Origin of the sequence: Kitasatospora sp. MBT63, assembly GCF_000710465.2 — a bacterium.
Taxonomy (GTDB): Bacteria; Actinomycetota; Actinomycetes; order Streptomycetales; family Streptomycetaceae; genus Kitasatospora.
On the sequence record NZ_JAIZ01000256.1, the window covers coordinates 1 to 22,339 of the forward strand.

Here is a 22,339-nt window from a genome sequence, read left to right on the forward strand (position 1 = left end):
CCTCGGCCAGGCACTGGGGACAGGTCGCCAGGTGCGCCTGGACCCGCTCGCGGGAGTCGTGGCCGAGCTCGCCGTCCAGGTAGGCGGAGAGCCGGTCGCCGAGGTGGTGCTCGTCCGCGGCGGGCTCGACCGGCCGCACCGGGACGGCGTGCAGCGCGAGCGCCTGGTCCTCACCGCGCCGGCCCAGCTGGAGTCGGCCGGCCCCGCGCCGGGAGCGGCCGGCCTCCGCCGGGCCGCCGCCGCTCACGAGCCCCCCCGGTCACTCTCACCGGCGGGCGCGGCGCCGACCGGCAGCGGCTCCTCGGATCCGCCGCGACGGGCGCGGCCGGGGACGGTGCCGGGCGCGCGGTGCTTGAGGGCGGCCCGCAGGTGCGAGCGGCCGCGGTGGATCCGGCTGCGCACCGTCCCGAGCTTGACGCCCAGGGTGGCGGCGATCTCCTCGTACGACAGGCCCTCGATGTCGCAGAGCACGACGGCGGCCCGGAACTCCGGGGCCAGGGTGTCCAGCGCCTGCTGGACGTCGGCGTCGAAGTGGGTGTCGCTGAAGTGCTGGGCGGGGCTGGGCTCGCGGCTGGGGAGCCGCTCGGCCGCGTCGTCCCCGAGGGCGTCGAAACGGATCCGCTGCCGTCGGCGCACCATGTCCAGGAAGAGGTTGGTGGTGATCCGGTGCAGCCAGCCCTCGAAGGTGCCGGGGGTGTAGGTGGACAGCGAGCGGAAGACCCGGACGAAGACCTCCTGGGTGAGGTCCTCGGCGTCGTGCTGGTTGCCCGTCAGGCGGTAGGCCAGGCGGTAGACCCGGGCGCTGTGCGCCTCGACGATCTCCTCCCAGCTCGGCGGCGTCCAGCCCTGCGCGTCGGGCCCCTCTGCGAAGGTCGCGCGCGTGGCGGCGGCCTCGGCCACCGGGTGGTCGGCTGCGGTCGACGTGTCCAGGGGGGATTGCACAGACTGGTTCATCACGGGCTTCGGCGTACGGGCCGACGAGGTGCCGCGGAAGTGCCGCCGCACAGGGACGTCGCCCTCGGCCACACCTCCTCGGTCGGCTCTTCTGCCCAGCAGGGCCACCACCATATCCACCTCACCCGTCAGATCTGGATAAGAGCAGTCCGCTGCCCGCCTGGCCGGGCAGGCTCACTGCCCGGGCCGGGTGGTGCGCGGTCGGATCGTCCGCTCCCGTGCTGGGACAACGGCCGGTCGCCGAACGCGGTTCCCGCCCGGCCAGTAGTGTGTGGCGGGAAATGTCGACATCAGGTCGGCATCCGCCGCTCGGGGAGAGGCAGCCATCACCGACTTCGGGCCCGCGCGCGCGGCCCTCGCGGACACCTACGTGGGCGAGGACGCGGTGCTGACCTACGCCCGGGCGCAGTCCGCGCGGCTGGGCATCCGGGCGATCGGGCCGAGCGGCGGCGCCTGTCTGCGGCTGGTCGCGGCGGCGCTGGACGCCAAGGCGGTGGCCGAGATCGGCACCGGTACCGGGGTCTCCGGCGTCTACCTGCTGCGCGGCATGCGGCCGGACGGCGTGCTGACCACCGTCGACGCCGAGCCGGTGCACCAGCAGTACGCCCGCGAGGCGTACCACGCGGCCGGCTTCGCCTCGAACCGCTCGCGCTTCATCCCGGGCCGGGCGCTGGACGTGCTGCCGCGGCTCGCCGACGGCCAGTACGACCTGGTGTTCTGCGACGGCGACCCGGCCGAGTCCCAGCAGTACCTTGCAGAATCGTTGCGCCTGCTCAGGCCCGGCGGGATGGTCTGCTTCGAGGGGGTCTTCCAGGAGGGCCGGCTGGCCGAACCCGACCAGCACGACCCGCAGACCCACGCCGTCCGCGAACTGGTCCGCGAGGTCCGGGAGAGCGAGCGGCTGCTGCCCGCCCTGCTGCCGGTCAGCGACGGACTGCTCTGCGCCGTCAAACGCTGAGCCCCCGGGGGCGGATCCCGGGGCACCTCCCCTCCGGGGCCCGGGCGCAGGCCGCAGTGGGCCCGTCCCGGCCTCCGGAGGGCCCCTGGCGGCCCCGGCAGGACAGGCGAAGGGCCCGCGTCCTGACTCGGACACGGGCCCCGCACACAGCTCGGGAGACGAGGGCAGCTCCCGCTAGGTCAGTCGCAGACCTTCTTCAGCGCCTCGCCCAGCTCTTCGGCCTCCGTAGGCGTGAGCTCCACCACGAGGCGTCCGCCGCCTTCCAGCGGAACGCGCATGATGATGCCTCGCCCCTCTTTGGTGACCTCGAGCGGGCCGTCACCCGTCCGCGGCTTCATGGCCGCCATGCTCGTTCCCCTTCCTGCAACCGCGCAGTTTCGTACCGGAAGTCCGTCCACCGCCGGTATCGAACGCATTGATCGGAAGCCATTATCCCGCATGCGGCGCCCCGATGACCAACATCACCCTCGGGACAGGGGCCGACCGGCCCTCCGGGACCGGCCCGGGGGCGGGTCCGGGCCGTGCGGGACGGTGTTCGACACGCTGCGCCGGGGTGCGCTACCTCACACTCCCCAGCCCGGCCCGGCCTCCGTCATGCTGGCCTGGCATCCGTAGCAGGACCGCCCCACGACTCCCGGGAGCCCTCAGCCCATGACCGACTCCGTGCTGTACGAACTCTCCGCCGGACTGGCCGTCGTCACCATCAACCGGCCGGACGCGATGAACGCGCTGGACGTGCCCACCAAGATCGCCCTGCGGGACGCCGTGACCGAGGCCGCGGCCGACCCCGCCGTCCGCGCGCTGCTGCTGACCGGCGCCGGCGAGCGGGCGTTCTGCGTCGGCCAGGACCTCAAGGAGCACCTGGGCCTGCTCAAGCTCGCCGAGGAGACCGGCGCGGCGCCGCTGAAGACCGTCTCGGAGCACTACAACCCGCTGGTGCGGGCGCTCGCCGGGATGCGCAAGCCCACGGTGGCGGCGGTCGGCGGGGTCGCGGCGGGCGCCGGCGCCTCGCTGGCGTTCGCCTGCGACTTCCGGATCGTCGCCGACTCGGCCGGCTTCAACACCGCCTTCGCCGGGATCGCGCTGACCGCCGACTCCGGCGCCTCCTGGACGCTGCCCCGGCTGGTCGGGCACGCCAGGGCCACCGAGCTGCTGATGCTGCCGCGGACCGTCAAAGCGGACGAGGCGCTCGCCCTGGGCCTCGCCACCAAGGTCGTCCCGGCCGCCGAACTGGCCGCCACCGCCCGCGAGTTCGCCCAGCAGCTGGCCGAGGGCCCGACCGTCGCGTACGGCGCGATCAAGGCCTCGCTGTCCTACGCCGCCGACCACTCGCTCAGCGAACTGCTCGACAAGGAGGACGAGTTGCAGACCCTGGCCGGGGACAGCGAGGACCACCGGATCGCGGTGCGCGCCTTCCTGGCCAAGGAGAAGCCGGTCTACCTGGGCCGCTGAGCACCGCGGCCGGGCAGCGCGGACCCGGGCCGCCCGCGCCGAACCGCCGTACCGGGCGCCGGTCCCACGGCGCGTTTGCCAAGTCGCGTCGGATCAGGCCGCGGCGTTGGGCGCCCGGCCGGGCGTGCGCCCGGATCACCCTCGTACTGGGTCGTACTTGGGTGGTCCGGGCGTGCGTCCGGACGGGATGCCTGGGGGTACCTCCCGGCCGGAGGCTGGGGGAGTCGCGGACCCGGCGGGACTCTGCAAACGCGCCCTAGCGGCGCCCGGTCCGCACGTGGCAGTCGGCCAGGTGGTCGTCGACCAGGCCGCAGGCCTGCATCAGGGCGTACGCGGTGGTCGGCCCGACGAACCGGAAGCCGTTCTTCTTCAGCGCCTTGGCCAGCGCCGTCGACTCCGGGGTCACGGCCGGCACCTCGGCGAGGGTGCGGGGGGCCGGGCGCCCGGGATCGGCGGCGAACTCCCAGATCAGCGGGTCCAGGCCGCCGTCGAGCGCCCGGGCCGCGCGGGCGTTGGCGATGGTCGCCTCGATCTTGGCCCGGTTGCGGATGATCCCCGCGTCCTGCATCAGCCGCTCGGCGTCGGCGGGGGTGAACTCGGCCACCTCGGCGATCCGGAAGCCCGCGAAGGCGGACCGGAACCCCTCCCGGCGGCGCAGGATCGTGATCCAGGACAGCCCGGACTGGAAGGCCTCCAGCGAGATCCGCTCGAACAGCGGGTCCTCGCCGTGCACCGGCCGGCCCCACTCGGTGTCGTGGTAGACCCGGTAGTCGTCGGAGGACTCGCCCCAGCCGCAGCGCAGCAGCCCGTCCGGGCCCGCGACCGCGCCGCTCACCGGTCGCCCGACCGGTCGGCGGGCTGCTCCGGCGCCCCGGTCCCGGTCCCGGCCTCGCCGACCACCTTGGCGAACGCCTCCAGGCCGGGCAGCGGCTCCACTCCGGCCGCCCCCTCCGGGGCCGCCTCGACCGCGCCGCGCAGCACCGCGGCCGCCTCCAGCTCGGCGATCCGGGCGTCCCGGTGCGCGAGCTCGGCGGCGAGCCGGTCGAGCACGTCGTCCACCTCGCCCATCCGGTAGCCGCGCAGTGCCATCGGCAGGCGCAGGGTGTCCACGTCGTGCGGGCCGAGCGGGCGGTCCTGCGGGAGCCGGACGTCCAGCCGGTCGTGCTCGGCGTCCGGCAGCGAGCCGCCACCGCCCAGCGCCACCAGGGCGGCACCGCCGACCACCACGGCCATCGCCACCACGATCACCCAGAACACGAGCTGTCCTCCAGAGTTCACGGCCGGCCCCGACAGAGGTGGGATCATGGTCCCCAGAAGGCCGGGGCCCATCATTGCACCCGGAGAAGCTGCGGAGGAGACACTGGTGGCACTGCGCCTCGGCCCACGGGAGTTCGGCAGCGACGAGCTGGTGATCATGGCGATCGTCAACCGGACCCCGGACTCGTTCTTCGACCGCGGCGCCACCTTCGCGGACGAGGCGGCGTTCGCCGCCGCCGAGCGGGCCATGGCCGAGGGCGCCGCGATCCTCGACATCGGCGGGGTGAAGGCCGGGCCCGGCGAGGAGGTCACGGTCGAGGAGGAGCTGCGCCGCACCGTCCCGTTCGTGGCCGAGCTGCGCCGGCGCCACCCGGACGCCGTGATCAGCGTGGACACCTGGCGGCACGAGGTCGGCGAGGCGGTCTGCGAGGTGGGCGCGGACCTGCTCAACGACGCCTGGGGCGGGGTCGACCCGAAGCTCGCCGAGGTCGCCGCCCGGTACGACGCGGGGCTGGTGTGCACCCACGCCGGCGGGGCCGAGCCGCGCACCCGGCCGCACCGCAAGGGCTACCAGGACGTGATGGCCGACATCCTGGAGGTCACCGTGGGCCTGGCCGAGCGGGCCGCCTCGCTCGGGGTGCGGCGGGACGCGCTGGTCATCGACCCGGGCCACGACTTCGGCAAGAACACCCGGCACTCGCTGGAGGCCACCCGGCGGCTGCCGGAGATGACCGCCACCGGCTTCCCGGTGCTGGTCTCGCTCTCCAACAAGGACTTCGTCGGCGAGACCCTGGACCGCCCGGTGGACCAGCGGCTGATCGGCACCCTGGCCACCACCGCCGTCTCCGCCTGGCTGGGTGCGCAGGTGTACCGGGTGCACCAGGTGGCCGAGACCCGGCAGGTGCTCGACATGGTCGCCTCGATCAGGGGCACCCGGCCCCCGGCGGTCGCCCGCCGGGGCCTGGCGTAGCGGCCGGACCGCACCTACACGGCGGTCCCGTTGGGGCGGCGGCTCTCCTCCAGGATCTTCAGCACGTCGTCGATCTCGTCGGTGACGTGGAACAGCTCCAGGTCCTGCGGGGAGGCCTTGCCCTGGGCGACCAGGGTGTTCTTCAGCCAGTCCACCAGTCCGCCCCAGTAGGCGGTGCCGAAGAGGATCACCGGGAAGCGGGTGACCTTCTTGGTCTGCACCAGGGTCAGCGCCTCGAACAGCTCGTCCAGCGTGCCGAGCCCGCCCGGCAGCACCACGAAGCCCTGCGAGTACTTCACGAACATCGTCTTGCGGACGAAGAAGTACCGGAAGTTCAGCCCGAGGTCGACGAACTCGTTGAGCCCCTGCTCGAAGGGGAGCTCGATGCCGAGCCCCACGCTGAGCCCGCCGGCGTCCGAGACGCCGCGGTTGGCGGCCTCCATCGCACCCGGCCCGCCGCCGGTGATCACCGCGTAGCCGGCCTCCGACAGTGCCCGGCCGATGGCCACCCCGGCCGCGTACTCGGGCGAGTCCACCGGGGTCCGGGCCGAACCGAACACGCTGATCGCGGCCGGGAGTTCGGCCAGCGCGCCGAAGCCCTCGACGAACTCCGAGGTGATCCGCCAGACCCGCCACGGGTCGGTGTGCAGCCAGTCGGTCGGGCCGGTGGTGTCCAGCAGGCGCTGGTCGGTGGTGCTGGTGCCGACCTGGTCCCGGCGCAGCAGCACCGGGCCCTTCTGCTTCTCCGGCCAGGGCTTCTTCCGCTCGGGCGCGCCGAACTCGTCCGGAACGGTCCCGTCGTTGGTGTCATCTCCTGTGGCTGTCATGACGAAACCCTACGCCCGTGATGACGTCTTTTCGGGAAACACCGGAGGGCGTGGAGTGAAACCGACGGCCCCGCGCCCGCGGCCGGCCGGCCTCAGGCCAGCCAGTCCCGCAGCCGCTGCTCGACCTCGGCGATGGCGCTCAGCGAGCAGTGCTCGTCCCGCTTGTGCGCCAGGTTCGGGTCGCCGGGGCCGTAGTTGACCGCCGGGACGCCGAGCGCGCTGAACCGGGCCACGTCGGTCCAGCCGAACTTGGCCCTGGCCCCGCCGCCGACCGCCGCCAGGAAGGCCCGGGCGGCGCTGCGGCCGAGGCCCGGCAGTGCGCCGGGCGCCGAGTCGGTGACGGTCAGCGGGTACCCGTCGAAGACCTCGCGCAGGTGCGCCTCGGCCTCGGCCTCGGAGCGGTCCGGCGCGTAGCGGAAGTTGACCGTCACCACGCACTCGTCGGGGATCACGTTGCCGGCCACGCCGCCGTCGATCCGGACCGCGTTGAGGCCCTCGCGGTACTCCAGGCCGTCGATCTCCACGGTGCGCGGCCGGTAGCCGGCGAGCAGGGTGAGCACCCCGGCGGCGTGGTGGATGGCGTTGTCGCCGAGCCAGCTGCGGGCGGCGTGCGCGCGGGTGCCGGTGAGGGTGATCTGCGCCCGCATGGTGCCCTGGCAGCCGCCCTCGACCATCGCGCCGCTGGGCTCCATCAGGACCGCGAAGTCCGCCGCCAGCCAGTCGGGGCGGGCGGCGGCCAGGTGGCCGAGGCCGTTGCGGGAGGCCTCGATCTCCTCGCAGTCGTAGAAGACGAAGGTCAGGTCGCGGTTGGGCGCGGGCAGCGTGGCGGCCAGCCGCAGCTGCACCGCGACCCCGGACTTCATGTCGGAGGTGCCGCAGCCGTAGAGCAGGTCGCCGTCCACGTACGAGGGCAGGTTGTCCGCGATCGGCACGGTGTCCAGGTGCCCGGCGAGCAGCACCCGCTCGGCGCGGCCGAGCGCGGTGCGGGCCACCACGTTGTTGCCGTACCGGTCGACGGTGAGGTGCGGGAGGGCGCGCAGCGCGGTCTCGACCGCGTCGGCGAGCGGCTGCTCGTCGCCGCTGACGGAGGGGAAGTCGACCAGCTGCGCGGTCAGGGCGCCGCCGTCGAGGCTCAGGTCGAGGGGTGTGTGCGGGCTGCTCATGGTCGCCCAGCCTATCGGTGCACCCGGCCGCCGCCCGGCCGGACGCGGGTCGGACGCAGGTCGGGGGCGCCGGCGGGCAACCGGATCGCGGCGTCAGGACGTCCGACTGGGTACGGTGTGCGGGCGTGTTCGGAGAAAAGGAGCTGAGGTGTCCGAGGAGACGAACGGCGGGACGGCCGGCTCCCGAGCGGCCGGGCGGCGCCGCCGGCCGCTGCGGCGGATGCTGACCGGGCTGCTGGCCCTGCTGGTGGTCGCCGGCCTGGTGGTCTACCTCAACCGGGACAAGCTGATCGCGCCGCCGGAGGGCTGCAAGATCGACACGGCGGCGGGCTCCGGCACGCTCGACCTCACCCAGGCCTCCAACGCCGCGACCATCGCCGCGGTGGCGCTCTCCCGCGGGCTGCCGGAGCGGGCGGTGACCATCGCGCTGGCCACCGCGATGCAGGAGTCCAAGATCCACAATCTGGAGGGCGGCGACCGGGACTCGCTCGGACTGTTCCAGCAGCGCCCCTCCCAGGGCTGGGGCACCGCGGAGCAGATCAAGGACCCGGTCTACGCCACCAACAAGTTCCTGGACAGCCTGGTGAAGGTGCCCGGTTACGCCCGGCTGCCGCTCACCGACGCGGCCCAGCAGGTGCAGAAGAGCGGCTACCCGCAGGCGTACGCCAAGCACGAGACCAACGCGACGCTGGTCTCCGCCGCGCTCACCGGCCGCGAACCGGCCGCGCTGACCTGCGTGGTGCACGAGCTCTCGGCGCCCTCGCCCGCCGCCCCGGACACGGCCGCGAGCCCGGCGGCCGCGGGTACGCCCGCCCCGGCCGGCTCCGCCGCGCCCGCCGGCCCGCAGCAGCCCGTGACGCTGGGCGACCGGGTGCGCCGCGAGTTCGGCAAGGCCGTGGTCGTGGCGTCCGCGCCGAAGGCGGCGAAGGACCCGCGCGAGGTGTTCGCGCTCACCCCGCAGCCGACCGCGACGGCCGACCCGGGCCCGGGTGCGCAGCGGCAGGCCGGCTGGGCGGTGGCGCAGTGGGCGGTGGCGCAGGCGCAGGACCTGGGGATCGGCAGTGTGCGCTTCGACGGCAAGGTCTGGAAGGTGGACCGGCCGACGGACGGCTGGAAGCCGCAGACCGACGCCGCGGGGACCGACCGGGTGCTGATCACGCTCGGCGCCCCGGTCAAGAAGTAGCGGCCCGCCCGGGCCCTCCTCGCCCGGCCCCCTCCTCGCCGGTACGGGCCCACCCGGACACGAAGCACCCGCGCCCCGGCCGGGGCCGGCCCTCGGGCCGTTCCGGCCGGGGCGCCCTCGCGCACCGCCCCGGTGTTGACGGACTGGTGAGCGGGTTACCGCCGGGCGGGTGATTGATGTCAATCCGGGGTTGCCGCCGGTGGCGGTCGGCGGCCCGCTCCCCGGGGTGGGGGCGACCCCGCGGTCGGCCTGTCACGGCAAGCGGAGTGACGATTCTTCAGGCCCGTCCCGCCGGGCGAGATGTCCGGTATGCCAGAAAGAGGATCGTCCGATGTTGAGCAACCCTTTACCTTGACCGGCCGAAACCTTCTCGCTCCTCTAGCGGTAATCACGTCGTCCGCCCGACGGGACACCCGTCCTCGGGGGTACGCCGGGCATCCTCACCCCTTAGGAGCACCATGTCTCACCCCCTCAAGCGCCGGATCGCCCAGGCCGCGCTGCTCGTCGCAGCAGCCGGTGCGGCACCCATGGCCGTGGCCCAGGCCGCGTCCGCCGCCGACCTGGTGCCGCCGACCGACCTGGGGGCCGGCCTGACGTCCACGCTCGAGGACGCGCCCAGCTCGTCCTCGACGGTGCAGGACGCGGCCCACGAGTTCGGCCAGGTCGCCGGGGCGACCGGCGCCGAGACCGTCTCCACCGGGGTTCCGCTGGCCGCCGACGCGGCCGGCCGGACCCTCGCGCACGCCCTCCCGGACACCAACCAGTCGCTCGGCAAGGTGACCTCCCCGGCCGGCAAGACCGCCGCCGCTGCCGGCACCCTGTCCAAGCTGGCCGCCGTGGCCGGACCCGCCCTGGTCGAGAAGGTCGGCCCCGCGGTCACCGACAAGGTCGCCCCGGCCGTCACCGACAAGGTGGTCCCGGCCACCACCCGCAGCGCCTCCGCCGCGAGCTCCCCGCTCGGCGCCGCCTCCGGCCTGCTGCCCACCGGCGCCCTGCCCACCAGCGGCCTGCCCGGCACGGACGCCGTCACCGGCCTGACCCACGCCGTCCCCGGCGCCGACTCGCTGACCTCGCTGGGCCACCCGGCCGCCGAGAACCGTCTGGGCGGCGTCCCCTCCCTGGGCTCCGGCAACCCGCTGGAGGGCCTGACCAACGGCGGTCTGACCAACGGCGGTCTGAGCGGCCTCGGCCCGGTCACCGGCCTGCTCGGCGGTCTCGGCGGTCTCGGCGGCGGCGGCCTGGGCCACTGACCCCGCCCGCCGGACAGGCCGAAGGGGCGGCCCGCACAGCGTGTGCGGGCCGCCCCTTCGGCCTGTCCGGTACCCGGTCCCGCGCCCTCAGGCGGTCAGCCGCTCCACCGCCGCGGCCACCCGCTCGTCGGTGGCGGTGAACGCCACCCGCACGAAGCGGTCCCCGGCCGGACCGTAGAAGTCGCCGGGCGCCACCAGGATGCCGAGCGCCGCCAGCTCCGCGACGCTCTCCCAGCACGGCCGGTCCTGGGTCGCCCACAGGTACAGGCTGGCCTCCGAGTGCTCGATCCGGAAGCCGTACGCCTCCAGTGCGGCCCGCAGCGCGGAGCGCCGGGCCGCGTAGCGGGCCCGCTGCTCGGCCACGTGCGCGTCGTCCGCCAGCGCGGCGACGGTGGCCACCTGCACCGGGGCCGGCACGATCATGCCGCCGTGCTTGCGGATCTCCAGCAGCTCCTTGACCACCACCGGGTCACCGGCCACGAAGGAGGCCCGGTAGCCGGCCAGGTTGGACCGCTTGGACAGCGAGTGGACCACCAGCAGGCCCTCGTGGTCGTCGCCGCACACCTCGGGGTGCAGCACCGACACCGGCTCGGCCTCCCAGCCGAGCTCCAGGTAGCACTCGTCGCTGACCAGCAGCACCCGGTGCTCGCGCGCCCACGCCACGGCGTGGCGCAGCTCGGCGGCGGGCAGCACCCGGCCGGTCGGGTTGGACGGCGAGTTCAGCCACAGCAGCCGGACCCTGGCCGGGTCCAGCTCGTCGACCGACTCGTACGCCACCGGCTCGGCCCCGCACAGCCGGGCGCCGACCTCGTAGGTCGGGTAGGCCAGCCGCGGGTACGCCACCTGGTCGCCGGGGCCGAGGCCGAGCTGCCCGGGCAGCCAGGCCACCAGCTCCTTGGAGCCGATGGTCGGCAGGACCGCCTGCGGGCCGATCCTGGCGCCCAGCCGGCGGCCGAGCCAGCCGGCGATCGCCTCGCGCAGCTCCAGCGGTCCCCAGACGGTCGGGTAGCCGGGCGTGTCGGTGCTGGCGGCCAGCGCCTTCTGGATCAGCTCGGGGACCGGGTCCACCGGGGTGCCCACGGAGAAGTCGCACAGGCCGCCGGGGTGGGCGAGCGCCGTCTGCTTGTACGGCTCCAGCCGGTCCCAGGGGAAGACCGGCAGCAGGTCGGACACGCGGCGCGCCGCCCCCGGGTGGCCCGGGAGCGGCGCGCGCTTGCTGTTCTCGATGCTCACAGCTGTGCTGCCACCGATCAGTGCTCGGCGTTCTGCGGCGGCAGAGCGGCGATGAACGGGTGGTCAGAGTCGATCACACCGAGCTTCGAGGCCCCGCCCGGCGAGCCGAGGTCGTCGAAGAACTCGACGTTCGCCTTGTAGTAGTCCTTCCACTCCTCCGGAGTGTCGTCCTCGTAGAAGATCGCCTCGACCGGGCAGACCGGCTCGCACGCACCACAGTCGACACACTCATCCGGGTGGATGTAAAGAGAGCGCTTGCCCTCGTAGATGCAGTCAACCGGGCACTCTTCGATGCACGCCTTGTCCTTGACGTCGACACAAGGCTGCGCGATGACGTAGGTCACGCTGTCGTTCCTCCTCGGAAGGGCTGCCGCCCTACTGTTTACTCGGTCGCGCGGGTGAGCGCGGCGTCGTCGATGCCCGCACCTAGTATCGCGGGTCAGAGACCACAAATGCACAGGAGGTGCCCCTGATGACAGGTGGAATCCCGGCCACGGACCGTCCGGAGGTCCGGATAGACCGTTCTGACGTGGGCCGACGGGTGTCCGTCCGCCGCCTGTCGGAGCCGGTCGGCGGCCGTCCGGTGTTCCGCGATGTGATCGGGGTGCTCGAATCCTGGAACGATCATGGACTGACCGTGGTTCCGCGCAGCGGCGACCCGGTGGGCTTCCCGGAGGACCTGCTGGTCGCGGGCAGGACCGTGCCGCCGTTCCCGGCCCGCCGGACCCCGCTGCCCGAGGCCACGCCCGTCGAGCTGCAGCGGATCGCCGCGGCCGGCTGGCCCGCCGTCGAGCAGGAGGCGCTCGGGGAGTGGACGCTACGCGCGTCGGCCGGCTTCACCCGCCGGGCCAACTCGGTCCAGGCGCTCGGCGACCCGGGGCTGCCGCTGCCGGACGCCCTGGAGCGGGTGGGCGCCTGGTACGCCGCCCGCGGTCTGCCCGCGTACGTCGAGGTGGTCGACCCCGGTTCGCCGCCGGAGCTGGCGGCGGAACTCGGTCGTGCCGGCGCCGCACTGGCGGCCACCGAGGTCCGGGTCGCGCCGCTCGGTGAGCTGGCCCGCCTCGCCCGCGAGCCGCAGGCCGTCCGGCTGGCACGGACCGCCGATTCCGGCTGGATGTCGCTCTACCGGCGAGTGACGGCCGACCCCGCGGTGGAGCGTGCCGCCCGGCAGGTGATCCACGGCGGGCCGTCGGTCTGGTTCGCCACCGTCCCCGGCCCCGGGCCGGACGCGCCGCCGCTCGCCATCGGGCGGCTCGCCGTGGACGGCGACTGGGCCTGCTTCAGCGCGATCGAGGTCGCCCCCGACGCCCGCCGGCGCGGGCTGGCGACCACGGTGACCGGCGTACTCGCCGCCCGGGCCGCCGAGGAGGGCGCGCGCGGCGGCTACCTCCAGGTCGAGGCCGACAACCACGGCGCCCTGGCGCTCTACGACCGGCTGGGCTTCGCGACCAGTCACACTTACCACTACGCCCGCCTCTCCCCGCGGGGGCACAGCTGAGTTCCGCCCCGACCATCCCGTACCGACGAAGGCTGCTGTGACCGAGCAGAGCAGATCCCGCTTCCGTGCCGCGGCCAGGGCCGAGCACCCCGACCCGGTGCTGCTCTGCCTGCTGGCCGCCGCCGAGCACACCCTGGGCGACCTCGGCCGCCCCGACGGCCCCGAGGAGCCGCCGACCCTGGACGAGCTGCTCTCGGCCTGCCACGCTGCGCTCGACCGGCACGCCGCGGCGATCCGCCGCGCCGTCGCCGAGCGCTGCCCCGGCGGGCCGGAGGAGACCGCGGCGCTGCTGGCCGCCGTCCTCGGCGGGCGCGAGCGCTTCCACGGACGGCAGGCGGACTACCGGCGGCTGGAGTCCTCGCTGCTGCCGGACGTGCTGCGGCGCCGGCGCGGACTGCCGATCATGCTGTCGCTGGTCTGGACGGCGGTCGCCGACCGGGCCGGCCTCACCGTCCACGGGATCGCCCTGCCGGGGCACTTCATCGTCGCGGTGGGCGGTCCGGGCGGCGGCGACGACTTCGTCCTGGCCGATCCGTTCCACGGCGGGCGGCTGCTCGACCTGGCCGACGCGGCCAAGCTGGTGCACGCCGCCGGCCAGCGGTTCAGCACCGAACTGCTCACCCCGGCCCAGCCGTTGGACCTGGTGCTGCGGGTACTCGGGAACATCCGCAGCTGGGCCGCGGAGCGTCCCGAGCACGCCCGTACCCAGCTGTGGGCCACCGAGCTCGCCCTGCTGCTCCCCCGGCACCCGGCCCAGCTGCGCCTGGAACGCGCCGAACTCCTGGTCCGCACCGGCGACTTCCTGGCCGGCGCGGGCGAGATGGACGCCTACGCGCAGATCCTGGACGCCTTCGACCCGGACGCCGCCGCCCGGGCCCGCCAGGAGGCCAGGTCGGCCCGGCACCGGCTCAACTGACCTGCGGGAGAAGGGCTTCCGGGTCAGCGGAAGCGGTCAGAGCCAGCCCTTCTCACGGGCGACCCGGACTGCCTCGGTGCGGTTGCGGGCGGCGGTCTTCTGGATCGCCATCGACAGGTAGTTGCGCACGGTACCCTCCGACAGGTGCAGCCGCCTGGCGATGTCCGCGTTGACCGAGCCGTCGGCGGCCGCCGCCAGGACGTCGCGCTCGCGCCCGGTCAGCGGGTTGGCGCCCTCGGCCAGCGCGGCCGCGGCCAGCGTCGGGTCGATCACCCGCTCGCCGCGCAGCACCCGGCGGATCGCCTCGGCCAGTTCGGCCGCGGGCGCGTCCTTGACCAGGAAGGCGTCCGCGCCGGACTCCATCGCGCGGCGCAGGTAGCCCGGCCGGCCGAAGGTGGTGGCGATCACGATCTTGGTGGCGGGCCGCTGCCGGCGCAGCTCGGCGGCGGCCTCGATGCCGGTCATCCCGGGCATCTCGATGTCGAGCACGGCCACCTCGACCTCGTGCGCGACGGCCGCGGCCACCACCTCGTCGCCGCGGGACACCTGGGCGACCACGTCGATGTCACCCTCGAGCCCGAGCAGCGCGGCGAGCGCCTCCCGGACCATCCCCTGATCCTCCGCCAGCAGAACTCTGATCATTTCGGCAGACTATCGGCCGTGCCCGCCGCCACGGTGCGCAACGGCACCAGCGCCCGCAGCCTGAATCCCCTGCCCCGCTCCCCGGCACCGCTCTCCAGCCGGCCGCCGACCAGCTGCAGCCGCTCGCCGAGCCCCGAAAGCCCGTTCCCGGGACCGGACTTGCCGGGACCGCGGCCGTCGTCGGTGATCTCCAGGACGACGAAGCGCTCGCCGTCCCCCTCCCACACCTCGTCCAGCGTCACGGTGCAGCGGCTCGCCCCGGCGCCGTGCCGGACGATGTTGGTCACCGACTCGCGCAGCGCCCAGGCCAGTGCCCCCGCCTCCTCGGCGCCCAGCGCCGGATGGCCCTCGGCCACCGCCGGGGCCGCCTCCAGGGTGATCTGCGAGGTCGCCAGCGCCGTCCGGGCGGCGGCCAGTTCGACCGCCAGGGTGGGCCGCCGGAAACCGCTGACCGCCTCCCGGACGTCGATCAGCGACTGCCGGGCGACCTTCTCGATGTCGGCGACCTGGGTCCGCGCCTCCTCCTGCTTGTCCTGGTCCATGAAGCGGCCCGCCAGCTCGCTCTTGATGGTGATCAGCGAGAGCGAGTGCCCGAGCAGGTCGTGCAGGTCACGGGCGAGCCGCAGCCGCTCCTCGGAGGCCGCCAGATGGGCCACGGTCGCCCGCGCCTCCCGCAGCTCCTTCATCGTGGACACCAGCCGCTGCAGGCCGGTCATCGCCAGACCGCTGAGGAAGCAGGGCAGCAGGATCGCGAACAGGGTGTCGCCGTCGGCGTGCGTCAGCAGCGCGATCACCAGCGCCAGCACGGTCACGCCGGCCACCCCGCGCAGCGCCAGCGGGGTCGGCAGCACGACCGCCACACACACCGAGGCGTACGTGAACAGCGTCAGCCACGCCTGCCCCAGCGTGATCGAGGTCACCACCGCGATCACCAGCATCGCCGCGACCACCCCGTACTTGCCGGACCACTCGTCGGGCTTGGTGGTGCGGATCGCCACCAGCGCCAGGTACGAGGTGACGAAGGCCGCCAGCGCCACCGAGCCGGCCACCACGGCCGCGGTGCCGTGGCCGCCCCGGACGAGGTCCTGGACCGGGTAGACCAGGTAGACCATCCACAGCGACATCCAGCTGAGCTTGACCACCAGCTGGCGCCGGCCGTCCACCGGCGCCCCGGGCATGGTCGCGAACGCACCGCCGCCCCGCCCCTCCTCCCCGTGCTCGACGGGACGGTGGGACGGGATCGGCTTCGGCATGGTGGCCATCATGCCGCCTTGCTGTCCCTGCGGTACAGGACGGCCGCGGCGGCCACGAACACCACCAGGAACCCGGCCAGCCCCGCCACCGCCCCGGTGTCCAGCGACTGCCCGGGCCGGGTGAAGCCCGCCAGCTGGTTGTACAGGTACACCGGGTTGAACCGGGCGAAGGCCTTCAGCGAGTCGGAGACCGGGAACCAGGTGCCGCCGAACAGCGCCATCAGCATGTAGACGATCATCACCGCCGGCTGCACCGCGTCCGGCTCGGCCGCGTACCCGAGCGCCACGCCCAGCGCCGCGAAGACGAAGCTGCCGAGCCACAGCGCCAGCGCCAGCCCCAGCCACTGGGCGGCCGGCAGCCGGACGCCCTCGACCGCGCCGATCGCGAAGACCACCGCGATGGCCGGCAGCGTGGTCACCGCGCAGGAGGCGATCTTGCCCAGGGTGTACGCCCGCCCGGGCAGCGCGGTCAGCCGCAGCTGGCGGACCCAGCCGCTCTTGCGCTCCAGCGAGATCCGCTGGGCGGAGCCGGTCAGCACCGCCCCGACCGCGCCGAAGGTGGCCATCGAGACCATGAAGTACGACTTCGCCGGGACCCCGCCCGCCACCGTGCCGCCGCTGTAGGCGCTGATGAAGAAGACGTACAGCAGCGCCGGGTAGAGCAGCGTGAACATCAGGTACCGCTTGTTGCGCAGGGTGCGCAGGATCTCCAGCCGGATCAGGGTGGTCATCGCGCGCTCTCCTTCGCGAACTCGCTGCGCCCGGCGGCGTCGTGCTCGCCGGTGATGGCGGCGTCGTGCTCGCCGGTGATGGTCAGGAAGGCCTGCTCCAGGCCCAGGCCGGTGACCTCCAGGCCGCGCGGGTACAGCCCCGCCCGGTAGAGGGCGGCGACGTCGGCGTCCGCGTCGGTGGAGCGGATCCGCACCGTCCGCACGCCGTCCGGCCGGCCGGTCACGTCCAGGCTCACGGTGCCCGGCAGCGAGCGCAGCAGCCGCTCCTCGACCGGGCCGTCCGAGGGGTGCAGCTCGAACGCGATCCGGCGGGCGCCCGCCTTGGCCTTGATCTCGGCGGAGGTGCCGTCGGCGATCAGCCGCCCCTTGTGCAGCACCAGCACCCGGTCGGCGATGGAGTCCGCCTCCTCCAGGTAGTGGGTGGCGAACAGCACCGTGCGCCCGGCGTCCGCCTGGGCCCGCATGGTGGCCCAGAACGCCTGCCGCACCGAGACGTCCATCCCGGTGGTGGGCTCGTCCAGCACGATCAGGTCGTTGGCCCCGGCCACCGCCAGCGCGAACCGGACCCGCTGTTCCTGGCCGCCGGAGAGCCGGTCGACCCGGCGGCCGGCCAGTTCGGTGATGCCCGCATCGGCCAGCACCTGCTCCGGGCGGTGGCCGCGCGGGTGGATCGCGCAGGCGAAGGCCACCAGCTCGGCCACCTTGACGTCGTTCATCAGCCCGCCGCTCTGCAGCATCGCGCCGACCCGGCCGGCCTCGATCGCGGCCCGCGGCGGGCCGCCGAACAGCTCGACGCTGCCCCGGTCGGGCTCGCGCAGCCCGAGCAGCAGGTCGAGGCTGCTGGACTTGCCCGCCCCGTTCGGGCCGAGCAGCGCGACCGTCTCGCCGGGCCGCAGCACCAGGTCGAGCCCGCTGACCGCGTCGACCGTGCCGTAGCTCTTGCTGACGCCCCGGAAGGCGGCCACCTCGTCCGTGCCTGTCCTCGTCCTCATCCCACCCGCGTCCTCTCCACCGTGCTTGCGACCACTCCAGGGTCCCCGGCGGGGCGGGTGGCCCGGCAGTGTCCGCGCTCGTGCGTGCGGCATGACGGATGTCACGGGTACGGCCGGGACCCGGGCGGGTCCCGGCCGTGGGAGGGCGGCGGCCGGTCAGCCGGCCAGCGCGCTCCTGAGGAAGTCCACCTGGAGCAGCAGCAGGTTCTCGGCGACCTGCTCCTGCGGCGTCATGTGGGTGACCCCGGACAGCGGCAGCACGGTGTGCTGGCGCCCGGCGGCCAGCAGCGCCGAGGAGAGCCGCAGGGTGTGCGCGGCCACCACGTTGTCGTCGGCCAGGCCGTGCACGAGCATCAGCGGGCGCTCCAGCTTCGCCGCGTCCTCGATCAGCGAGTTGGACCGGTACACCTCGGGCCGCTCGCCCGGGTGGCCGAGGTAGCGCTCGGTGTAGTGGGTGTCGTACAGCTCCCAGTCCGTCACCGGCGCGCCCGAGACGGCCGCATGGAAGACGTCGGGACGGCGCAGTACCGCCAGCGCCGCCAGGTAGCCGCCGTACGACCAGCCGCGGATCGCCACCCGCCCGAGGTCGAGCGGGAACTCCTCGGCCAGCGCCTGCACCGCCGCCACCTGGTCGTCCAGGGTGACGGTGGCGACGTCGAAGGCGATCGCCTTCTCCCAGGCGGGGCTGCGCCCGGGGGTGCCGCGCCCGTCGGCGACCACCACGGCGAAGCCCTGGTCGGCGAACCACTGCGAGGTCAGGTGCGGGTTGTGCGCCCGGACCACCCGCTGGCCGTGCGGGCCGCCGTACGGGTCCATCAGGACCGGCAGCGGGCCGTCGCGTCCGGCGTCGTAGCCGGTGGGCAGGAACACCGCCGCCGGGATCCGCCGCTCGCCCGCGAAGCGGAACAGCGGCCGCGCGGTGAGCAGCGGCGTCTCGGCGTACGAGGCGATGGTGGCGAGCTCGGTGTCGCCGCGCAGCACCCGGACGGTGGTGCCGGGGCGCTCGGTGGAGGCGGTGGCGAGCACGGTCACGCCGCCGGCGTGCACGGCGCTGGCCGCGCCGTCGGCGCCCGCGACGAGCGGGCGCACACCGCCGGCGCCGGCCCGGAACAGGCCCTGCCAGCCGGGCGGCAGCTCCTGGTCGGCGGCCCCGGCCGAGGCGCTGAACAGCACCGACTCCTCGGTGACCGAGACGACCGAGCGCAGGTGCAGCGCGGCGTCGGTGACCGGCAGGTCGCCGACCAGCAGCGCCCGAACGCCGTCCTGGTCGGCGATCCGCACCAGCCGGCCGTCCGGGGTCCAGGCGGGGACGCCGGGGAACAGGTCGAGCCAGACCTCGTCCTGCTCCGCGACCAGCAGCTCGGAGGCGCCGGTCGCGGGGTCCACCGTGCGGATCTGCTGGCTGCGCTGGTCCCGGGCCTGGACCAGGAGCAGCGGCGGGCCGCCGGCCGACCAGTGCACCCGGGCGAGGTACGGGAAGGCCTCGCGGTCCCAGCCCACCTCGGTGCGGGTGCCGTCCAGGCCGACCAGCCAGAGGGTGACCTCGGCGTTGGCGGTGCCGGCGGCGGGGTACGCGACCTCGGCGGGGGTGCTGGCCGGGTTGGCCGGGTCGGCGATCCACCAGCGCCGGACGGGCGCGTCGTCGGCCCGGGCGACCAGCAGCCGGTCGCAGCCCGGGGACCACCAGAAGCCGCGGTCGCGGTCCATCTCCTCCTGCGCGATGAACTCGGCCTGGCCCCAGGTCACACCGGGCCGCTCGGGGGTGGCCAGCGCCCGGTCGCCGCTGCCGTCGGTCCGGGTGATCCGCAGCTCGCCTGCGGTGTTGGCGTACGCGACGTGGCTGCCGTCCGGCGCGGGGCGGGGGTCGAGCAGCGGGCCCGCGGCGGGCAGTTCGCGGGCGGTGCCGGCTGCCAGGTCGGCGGCGAACAGCCGTCCGGAGAGCGCGAAGGCGGCGAGCGCGGCGGCGCCGTCCAGGGCGTAGCCGACGATTCCGGCCGAGCCCTCGCGGCTGCGCTCGCGGCGGGCCTTCTCGGCGGCCGAGAGGTGCTCCTCGCCGCCGCCGAGCAGCGCGGCCGGGTCGGCCGCCACCCGCTCCTCACCGGTGGCGGTGTCCAGCGTCCAGAGCAGGTTGGCCCGGTCGGAGCCGGGGCCGGACCGGAGGAAGGCGACCCGGGAACCGTCGGGTGCGACGGTGAAGGAGCGGGGCGCGCCGACGGTGTAGCGCAGGGTGCGCGCGTACTGCCGGGGGAAGGTGTCCGCGGGGTTCTCGGTGGTCATGGCACCAGACCCTATGCGGTACGTCCCCGGTGATCACTCGTTCGGAGCAGCGCGCCGAAACCTCGGCGGGAGGGTGCCCGGCCCCGGCGCCACCGGGCCGAGCGCCCCGCCCGGGCGACTGCGCCACGCCCGGCGCGCCTCACGGAGCGTGATGCGGTGCTCACCGATCGGGTATGAGTTGTCCCATCGGCCCGGAGCCGGAACGTCCCGTTCCTCCCGGCACCGGGCCGGACGCAGGTCCCCGCAGGTCCCGACCGCCGCCCCGCCCGCGGGCGGCGCACCCGAGAAGGGGTGTGAGCCGCAATGGCTTTGTCCATCTCCGCCGCCGTCCTGATGCTCGTCATCGTCTGGCTGTTGATCCGCCGGTCCGGTCTGAAGCTCGCGCACGCGATCATCTGCTCGCTGCTCGGCTTCTACCTCGCGTCCAGCTCGATCGCGCCTTCGATCCAGCAGGTGACCAGCAACGTCGCAGGGATGATCAATGACCTGAAACTCTGACCCCGCCCCGCTCGATAGGCTGCCGGGCATGACCGCTGCCGACGACCAGCCGCTCCGGCGCCTGCTGCTGGTGCACGCCCACCCCGACGACGAGTCGATCGTCTCGGGTGCCACCATGGCGCGCTACGCCGCCGAGGGTGCCCGCGTCACGCTGGTGACCTGCACCCTCGGCGAGGGCGGTGAGGTGATCGGGCCCGAGCTGGCCCACCTCACCGCCGACCGGGACGACTCCCTCGGCGAGTACCGGATCGGCGAGCTGGCCGCGGCGATGGCCGAGCTCGGCGTCACCGACTTCCGCTTCCTCGGCGGCCCGGGCCGCTACCGCGACTCCGGGATGATGGGGGTCGCCGAGAACGACGTCCCCGGCTGCTTCTGGCGGGCCGAGGTCGACGAGGCCGCCGGCCGGCTGGCCGCGGTGGTCCGCGAGGTCCGCCCGCAGGTGCTGGTCACCTACGACGAGAACGGCGGCTACGGCCACCCGGACCACATCCAGGCCCACCGGGTCGCGCTGCGCGCCCACGAGCTGGCGGCCGACCCGGAGTTCCGGCCCGGGCTCGGCCCGGCCTGGCGGATCGCCAAGGTCTACTACTGCCGGATGCCCCGCTCGGTGATCGAGCAGGGCCTGCGGGAGACCGCCGCCAAGGCGCCCTTCCCCGGGGTCGCCGGGCCCGCGGACGTCCCGGGCGTGGTGGACGACGCGGTGGTGACCACCGTGCTGGACGGGACGGCGTACGCGGGCGCGAAGGCCGCCGCGATGCGGGCGCACGCCACCCAGATCACCGTCGACGGCCCGTTCTTCGCCCTCAGCAACGGCCTCGGCCAGCCGCTGATCGCGACCGAGTACTACCAGCTGGCGCGCGGTGAGGCCGGGCCGGGCCGGCCCGAGACCGACCTGTTCGCCGGCCTCGACCTGGAGGAGCTGCGGTGATCAGGCGTTTCGTACGGGCCCTGCTCGGGAGCCGGGCCGAGCGGCTGGCCGAGCCGCAGCCGCCGCGGGGCGGACGGATCGCCCTCTACCTGCTGTTCTTCGTCCTGGGCGCCCTGGTGTCGCTGTGCGGAGCATTTGTGCAGGCATTGTGGGCGCCCGCCGGGCTGCTGCTGGCGCTGGCCGGCACTCTCGCGGTCTTCTACGCGGGCCTGCGGGTGACCGGGACGAAGCTGGGCGCGGGCATCCCGCTGGCGGGCTGGTTCGCGGTACTGCTGGTCCTGATGACTCCCCGCCCGGAGGGGGATCTGGTCATCTCCACCGCGGTGACCTCCTATCTCTACCTGTTCTTCGGCTCGGTCGGCGGTGTGGTCTGCGCGACCCTGCCGACCTCGTCGGGGTACGGCTTCGGGGTGCCCCCGGTGGAGCGGCGACAGCCGGTCAGAACGCCCCGGCCGTAGTCCCATACCGGAGCATTCGGGCGTATCGGGTTCATTCCGATCCAGGTCGCCGGGGATCGCTTCCCAGTAAGGTGGTGCCGCACGGCGGCCCCGGTGGCCTCGGGAGCAGGGCGGAAAGGTACCTTCGAGCTCATTCCTGCGGTGGCCGAGCGCCGCTGCCGCAGCCAACACGTGAAGAAGCTGGTGTCGGAGGGGTCACTCCACTCCATCGCGCGGCGGCAGTCGCCGTTCGGCAGGGCGGACACCCCACAACCCGCGATCGGCGCCCCGGCCCGAGCGCGAACCCGGAGCAGAGCAGCATTGAGCAGCCGCGAATCTGACAGCGCCAACCCGCAGCCCCGTCGCCCGGGCCCGGACGCCTACCCGTCGGGCACCCCGCCGTACGGCGTCGGGGTTCCCGGCGGCTTCGGTGCCGACCAGTTCGGTCCGCCCGGGCGGAGCGCCGCCGCGGCCGAGGTCCCGGCCGACGACGACGTTCCGAAGACCGAGACCACGCTGACCACCCGGGTGCGGATCAACATCCCCGGTTCCCGGCCGATCCCCCCGGTCGTGGTGCGCTCGCCCATGAAGAACGAGGACTCCCCTGCCGAGCCGCCCGCGGGCCCGCCCGGGCCCCGGCACCGCTCCGACGCGGGCGGATCGCCGGTGCTCGGTGTGATGGACCAGGGCGCCCGGTCCGCTCCCCCGGCCAACCTGCCGCCCGAGTGGCAGGACGGCCCGCAGGCCCCTGCCGCGGCCGCTCCGGCCCCCGCCCCGGCGGCCAGCGAGTCCGAGTCGACCGGTGAGTGGTTCAGGCCCCGGCAGAAGGGCCGTCAGGAGCCCGCCGCGCCGGTGCCGGCGGGTGCGGGTGCGCCCGCCCAGGCCGCGGGCCGTCCGCAGGCCGGTGCCGCGCCGGGTGC

24 protein-coding genes and 1 pseudogene are annotated in these 22,339 nt (G+C 74.5%); 11 read left to right on the forward strand and 14 right to left on the reverse strand.

Annotation, left to right across the window (positions count from 1 at the left end; translation table 11 throughout):
• Together AA75_RS51955 and sigE are read right to left on the reverse strand one after the other, a co-directional pair.
• A partial coding sequence (locus tag AA75_RS51955) for a zf-HC2 domain-containing protein (protein ID WP_033820756.1) occupies positions 1–247 on the reverse strand: 247 nt, incomplete at its 3' end.
• Positions 244–1,068: an RNA polymerase sigma factor SigE gene (sigE, locus tag AA75_RS16250; protein WP_082526563.1), complete on the reverse strand. Its 825-nt coding sequence runs from the start codon at positions 1,066–1,068 to the stop codon at positions 244–246. The genes sigE and AA75_RS51955, both read right to left, overlap by 4 nt.
• A gap of 256 nt (positions 1,069–1,324) precedes the next feature.
• Here sigE and AA75_RS16255 point away from each other — a divergent pair, with 256 nt between their 5' ends.
• Positions 1,325–1,912, forward strand: a complete 588-nt coding sequence (locus AA75_RS16255) for an O-methyltransferase (RefSeq protein WP_359894084.1) — start codon at positions 1,325–1,327, stop codon at positions 1,910–1,912.
• A 179-nt stretch (positions 1,913–2,091) separates the two neighbouring features.
• On the opposite strand, the gene AA75_RS45630 is transcribed toward AA75_RS16255, so the two are convergent.
• On the reverse strand, positions 2,092–2,259 hold the full coding sequence (locus tag AA75_RS45630) for a DUF3117 domain-containing protein (RefSeq protein WP_199520338.1): 168 nt from the start codon (positions 2,257–2,259) through the stop codon (positions 2,092–2,094).
• Positions 2,260–2,563: 304 nt separating this feature from the next.
• On the opposite strand from AA75_RS45630, the gene AA75_RS16260 reads away from it, so the two are divergent.
• Positions 2,564–3,364: an enoyl-CoA hydratase-related protein gene (locus AA75_RS16260; RefSeq protein WP_033820757.1), complete on the forward strand. Its 801-nt coding sequence runs from the start codon at positions 2,564–2,566 to the stop codon at positions 3,362–3,364.
• A gap of 256 nt (positions 3,365–3,620) precedes the next feature.
• Here AA75_RS16260 and AA75_RS16265 read toward each other — a convergent pair whose 3' ends face one another.
• Positions 3,621–4,199: a DNA-3-methyladenine glycosylase I gene (locus AA75_RS16265; protein ID WP_033820758.1), complete on the reverse strand. Its 579-nt coding sequence runs from the start codon at positions 4,197–4,199 to the stop codon at positions 3,621–3,623.
• Positions 4,196–4,621, reverse strand: a complete 426-nt coding sequence (locus AA75_RS16270; protein ID WP_063794370.1) for a DivIVA domain-containing protein — start codon at positions 4,619–4,621, stop codon at positions 4,196–4,198. The genes AA75_RS16265 and AA75_RS16270 overlap by 4 nt, the downstream gene beginning before the upstream one ends.
• Before the next feature lie 157 nt (positions 4,622–4,778).
• Between AA75_RS16270 and folP the strand changes: the two genes are divergently transcribed.
• Entirely contained in the window at positions 4,779–5,591 is an 813-nt protein-coding gene (gene folP / locus AA75_RS16275) for a dihydropteroate synthase (RefSeq protein WP_051812562.1), read from the forward strand.
• 14 nt (positions 5,592–5,605) lie between these two features.
• Here the strand turns inward: folP and AA75_RS16280 are convergent, their stop codons facing one another.
• Positions 5,606–6,418, reverse strand: coding sequence for a TIGR00730 family Rossman fold protein (locus AA75_RS16280; protein ID WP_033820759.1), 813 nt, complete (start codon positions 6,416–6,418; stop codon positions 5,606–5,608).
• A gap of 92 nt (positions 6,419–6,510) precedes the next feature.
• On the reverse strand, positions 6,511–7,581 hold the full coding sequence (dapE, locus tag AA75_RS16285; RefSeq protein WP_033820760.1) for a succinyl-diaminopimelate desuccinylase: 1,071 nt from the start codon (positions 7,579–7,581) through the stop codon (positions 6,511–6,513).
• Between the two features lie 148 nt (positions 7,582–7,729).
• Between dapE and AA75_RS49400 the strand changes: the two genes are divergently transcribed.
• Together AA75_RS49400 and AA75_RS16295 are read left to right on the forward strand one after the other, a co-directional pair.
• The gene (locus AA75_RS49400; RefSeq protein WP_051812554.1) at positions 7,730–8,764 is read left to right on the forward strand and encodes a hypothetical protein; all 1,035 of its coding nucleotides are present in this window, start codon (positions 7,730–7,732) and stop codon (positions 8,762–8,764) included.
• A gap of 458 nt (positions 8,765–9,222) precedes the next feature.
• Positions 9,223–10,014: a hypothetical protein gene (locus AA75_RS16295; RefSeq protein WP_051812556.1), complete on the forward strand. Its 792-nt coding sequence runs from the start codon at positions 9,223–9,225 to the stop codon at positions 10,012–10,014.
• Positions 10,015–10,101: 87 nt separating this feature from the next.
• Here AA75_RS16295 and dapC read toward each other — a convergent pair whose 3' ends face one another.
• Both dapC and fdxA read right to left on the reverse strand, forming a co-directional pair.
• Positions 10,102–11,247, reverse strand: coding sequence for a succinyldiaminopimelate transaminase (gene dapC / locus AA75_RS16300; protein ID WP_304441494.1), 1,146 nt, complete (start codon positions 11,245–11,247; stop codon positions 10,102–10,104).
• Positions 11,248–11,264: 17 nt separating this feature from the next.
• Complete coding sequence (gene fdxA / locus AA75_RS16305) at positions 11,265–11,591, reverse strand: ferredoxin (RefSeq protein ID WP_033820761.1); 327 nt, start codon at positions 11,589–11,591, stop codon at positions 11,265–11,267.
• Between the two features lie 128 nt (positions 11,592–11,719).
• Between fdxA and AA75_RS16310 the strand changes: the two genes are divergently transcribed.
• Both AA75_RS16310 and AA75_RS16315 read left to right on the forward strand, forming a co-directional pair.
• Positions 11,720–12,745 (forward strand): GNAT family N-acetyltransferase, encoded by a 1,026-nt coding sequence (locus AA75_RS16310; protein WP_033820762.1) that lies wholly within the window; start codon positions 11,720–11,722, stop codon positions 12,743–12,745.
• 37 nt (positions 12,746–12,782) lie between these two features.
• Entirely contained in the window at positions 12,783–13,661 is an 879-nt protein-coding gene (locus AA75_RS16315) for a transglutaminase-like domain-containing protein (protein ID WP_033820763.1), read from the forward strand.
• A 36-nt stretch (positions 13,662–13,697) separates the two neighbouring features.
• Here AA75_RS16315 and AA75_RS16320 read toward each other — a convergent pair whose 3' ends face one another.
• The 5 genes from AA75_RS16320 to AA75_RS16340 all read right to left on the reverse strand — a co-directional run bounded on the left by AA75_RS16320 (position 13,698) and on the right by AA75_RS16340 (position 19,556).
• Positions 13,698–14,303: a response regulator transcription factor gene (locus tag AA75_RS16320; protein ID WP_033820764.1), complete on the reverse strand. Its 606-nt coding sequence runs from the start codon at positions 14,301–14,303 to the stop codon at positions 13,698–13,700.
• A complete protein-coding gene (locus AA75_RS16325; protein WP_158515510.1) occupies positions 14,300–15,556 on the reverse strand; it encodes a sensor histidine kinase in 1,257 nt (418 codons plus the stop codon). Before AA75_RS16325 ends, AA75_RS16320 begins: the two co-directional genes overlap by 4 nt.
• Positions 15,557–15,564: 8 nt before the next feature.
• Positions 15,565–16,287, reverse strand: a complete 723-nt coding sequence (locus AA75_RS16330) for an ABC transporter permease (RefSeq protein ID WP_033820765.1) — start codon at positions 16,285–16,287, stop codon at positions 15,565–15,567.
• On the reverse strand, positions 16,284–17,279 hold the full coding sequence (locus AA75_RS16335) for an ABC transporter ATP-binding protein (RefSeq protein ID WP_051812558.1): 996 nt from the start codon (positions 17,277–17,279) through the stop codon (positions 16,284–16,286). Before AA75_RS16335 ends, AA75_RS16330 begins: the two co-directional genes overlap by 4 nt.
• A gap of 156 nt (positions 17,280–17,435) precedes the next feature.
• A complete protein-coding gene (locus tag AA75_RS16340) occupies positions 17,436–19,556 on the reverse strand; it encodes a S9 family peptidase (protein WP_033820766.1) in 2,121 nt (706 codons plus the stop codon).
• Positions 19,557–19,859: 303 nt separating this feature from the next.
• Here AA75_RS16340 and AA75_RS16345 point away from each other — a divergent pair, with 303 nt between their 5' ends.
• The 4 genes and pseudogenes from AA75_RS16345 to AA75_RS50905 all read left to right on the forward strand — a co-directional run.
• Positions 19,860–20,054 carry a hypothetical protein gene (locus AA75_RS16345; RefSeq protein ID WP_033820767.1) on the forward strand — a complete coding sequence of 65 codons (195 nt, stop codon included), beginning with the start codon at positions 19,860–19,862 and terminating at the stop codon, positions 20,052–20,054.
• A gap of 28 nt (positions 20,055–20,082) precedes the next feature.
• Positions 20,083–20,982 (forward strand): N-acetyl-1-D-myo-inositol-2-amino-2-deoxy-alpha-D-glucopyranoside deacetylase, encoded by a 900-nt coding sequence (gene mshB / locus AA75_RS16350; protein WP_033820768.1) that lies wholly within the window; start codon positions 20,083–20,085, stop codon positions 20,980–20,982.
• Complete coding sequence (locus AA75_RS16355; RefSeq protein WP_063794371.1) at positions 20,979–21,440, forward strand: DUF6113 family protein; 462 nt, start codon at positions 20,979–20,981, stop codon at positions 21,438–21,440. Before mshB ends, AA75_RS16355 begins: the two co-directional genes overlap by 4 nt.
• 300 nt (positions 21,441–21,740) lie before the next feature.
• Positions 21,741–22,339, forward strand: a pseudogene (locus AA75_RS50905) (hypothetical protein); the annotation flags it as partial.

Excerpts from the sequence above, each read along its gene's own strand:
- sigE (WP_082526563.1), bottom strand. The coding sequence starts at position 1,068 with ATGGTGGTGGCCCTGCTGGGCAGAAGAGCCGACCGAGGAGGTGTGGCC.
- AA75_RS45630 (WP_199520338.1), bottom strand. The coding sequence starts at position 2,259 with ATGGCGGCCATGAAGCCGCGGACGGGTGACGGCCCGCTCGAGGTCACC.
- AA75_RS16260 (WP_033820757.1), top strand. The coding sequence starts at position 2,564 with ATGACCGACTCCGTGCTGTACGAACTCTCCGCCGGACTGGCCGTCGTC.
- folP (WP_051812562.1), top strand. The coding sequence starts at position 4,779 with ATGGCGATCGTCAACCGGACCCCGGACTCGTTCTTCGACCGCGGCGCC.
- AA75_RS16280 (WP_033820759.1), bottom strand. The coding sequence starts at position 6,418 with ATGACAGCCACAGGAGATGACACCAACGACGGGACCGTTCCGGACGAG.
- dapE (WP_033820760.1), bottom strand. The coding sequence starts at position 7,581 with ATGAGCAGCCCGCACACACCCCTCGACCTGAGCCTCGACGGCGGCGCC.
- AA75_RS16295 (WP_051812556.1), top strand. The coding sequence starts at position 9,223 with ATGTCTCACCCCCTCAAGCGCCGGATCGCCCAGGCCGCGCTGCTCGTC.
- AA75_RS16310 (WP_033820762.1), top strand. The coding sequence starts at position 11,720 with ATGACAGGTGGAATCCCGGCCACGGACCGTCCGGAGGTCCGGATAGAC.
- AA75_RS16320 (WP_033820764.1), bottom strand. The coding sequence starts at position 14,303 with ATGATCAGAGTTCTGCTGGCGGAGGATCAGGGGATGGTCCGGGAGGCG.
- AA75_RS16325 (WP_158515510.1), bottom strand. The coding sequence starts at position 15,556 with ATGCCGAAGCCGATCCCGTCCCACCGTCCCGTCGAGCACGGGGAGGAG.
- AA75_RS16330 (WP_033820765.1), bottom strand. The coding sequence starts at position 16,287 with ATGACCACCCTGATCCGGCTGGAGATCCTGCGCACCCTGCGCAACAAG.
- AA75_RS16335 (WP_051812558.1), bottom strand. The coding sequence starts at position 17,279 with ATGAGGACGAGGACAGGCACGGACGAGGTGGCCGCCTTCCGGGGCGTC.
- AA75_RS16340 (WP_033820766.1), bottom strand. The coding sequence starts at position 19,556 with ATGACCACCGAGAACCCCGCGGACACCTTCCCCCGGCAGTACGCGCGC.
- AA75_RS16345 (WP_033820767.1), top strand. The coding sequence starts at position 19,860 with ATGGCTTTGTCCATCTCCGCCGCCGTCCTGATGCTCGTCATCGTCTGG.
- mshB (WP_033820768.1), top strand. The coding sequence starts at position 20,083 with ATGACCGCTGCCGACGACCAGCCGCTCCGGCGCCTGCTGCTGGTGCAC.